This is a genomic window from Photorhabdus sp. P32 (assembly GCF_038085095.1).
GTDB classification, from domain to species: domain Bacteria; phylum Pseudomonadota; class Gammaproteobacteria; order Enterobacterales; family Enterobacteriaceae; genus Photorhabdus; species Photorhabdus luminescens.
Window position 1 is genome coordinate 1 of sequence record NZ_JAZGJN010000086.1, and the last position, 940, is coordinate 940.

General features: G+C 44.9%; 2 pseudogenes. Both read left to right on the forward strand.

The features are described from left to right. A pseudogene (locus tag V2H77_RS00365) lies at nt 1-713 on the forward strand (malate synthase A); the annotation flags it as partial. A gap of 95 nt (nt 714-808) precedes the next feature. Further along, nucleotides 809-940: pseudogene (locus tag V2H77_RS00370) on the forward strand (isocitrate lyase); the annotation flags it as partial.

Sequence of the window (940 nt, forward strand, 5' to 3'; positions counted from 1 at the left end):
TACATTAAGACACTGAAAAATCATAGTGATCGGGTTCTGCCTGATCGTCAGTCTGTCACGATGGATCAACCTTTCCTCAGTGCTTATTCCCGTTTACTGATCAAAACCTGCCATAAGCGCGGAGCATTTGCGATGGGGGGAATGGCTGCTTTTATCCCCAGTAAAGATATTGAACGCAATAACTGGGTATTAGATAAGGTCAGAGCGGATAAAGAGCTGGAAGCGCGTAATGGTCACGATGGTACATGGATTGCTCACCCAGGTCTTGCCGACACGGTAATGGAAGTTTTCGATAAGGTCTTGGCAGAACGGCAAAACCAGTTAGATATCTTCCGTGAAGAAGATGCGCCGATTACTGCGGCTCAATTACTGGAACCTTGCCCTGGCGATCGGACTGAAGAAGGTATGCGGGCCAATATCCGGGTAGCTGTTCAATATATTGAAGCGTGGATTTCAGGCAATGGATGCGTTCCTATCTATGGTTTGATGGAAGATGCTGCGACAGCCGAAATTTCCCGGACATCCATTTGGCAATGGATTCACCACGAAAAATCATTATCCAACGGTAAAAAAGTGACAAAAGGTTTGTTCANNGAGAGACACGTTTCAGTCAAGGGCGATTTAGCGATGCAGCCAAGTTGATGGAGCGCATTACAACTCAGGACGAGCTGATAGATTTCCTGACGTTGCCGGGATATCAATTACTTGATTAGAGCCCGCCTATTGGGGCTACTGAGAGAAGTTTAAGCAACGAATAATAACAAAACACCATATCCGATTAATTTAATAAAGATAGGAAGTAGAAGTTATGACAATCTCCAGAACTCAACAAATCGCTCAACTGGAACAAGAATGGAAAAGTGACCGTTGGAATGGAATTATCCGCCCGTACAGTGCGGAAGATGTTGTTAAATTGCGGGGTTCAGTTAATCCCGAACAT